A 459-nucleotide genomic window follows, 5' to 3' on the forward strand; every position below is an offset into this window, starting at 1 on the left:
GGACCTGTGATACCAGATGCGGGGGATAAAATCTGTGTGCTGTACACCAGAGAGACTACTCTCTGGAGCAAATGGAACGGTAATTGAGTTATCGAAACCTGTTGTATGTATATTATCCCTTTCAAAACCTGATTTAACGGGGTCCAACTGGTACGTCCACGTCCCGTTCAGGTTTATCCAATCCTCGCGCTCGAACTGCGGCCGCGGGTATTCGGGCTTAGGAGTACCAGCATACGCTATGGACATAAGCGAAACAAATAGCAACAAGTAATTTATAAATCTCATCTATACTATATTAATTATTTTTCTAAAAATGTACTATTGATCGGACACTTACCGGACTAATCCTCCGGCCGTCTTTAAATGTAGCCGCACGGACTGTTTTATGTACAGGCACCTCAAATGGTCCTGTGAACCGGTTTGATTGGGGCGTAGGCTCACTGCCGTCCAGCGTATAGT

1 protein-coding gene and 1 pseudogene are annotated in these 459 nt (G+C 45.3%); both read right to left on the reverse strand.

The features are described from left to right. A pseudogene (locus G5B30_RS17160) lies at nucleotides 1-285 on the reverse strand (hypothetical protein); the annotation flags it as partial. Between the two features lie 22 nt (nucleotides 286-307). Beyond that, on the reverse strand, nucleotides 308-451 hold the full coding sequence (locus tag G5B30_RS17605) for a chitobiase/beta-hexosaminidase C-terminal domain-containing protein (protein WP_410528450.1): 144 nt from the start codon (nucleotides 449-451) through the stop codon (nucleotides 308-310). Nucleotides 452-459 lie beyond the last annotated feature (8 nt).

The organism is Sphingobacterium sp. SGG-5 (assembly GCF_011043525.1).
Lineage (GTDB): Bacteria > Bacteroidota > Bacteroidia > Sphingobacteriales > Sphingobacteriaceae > Sphingobacterium.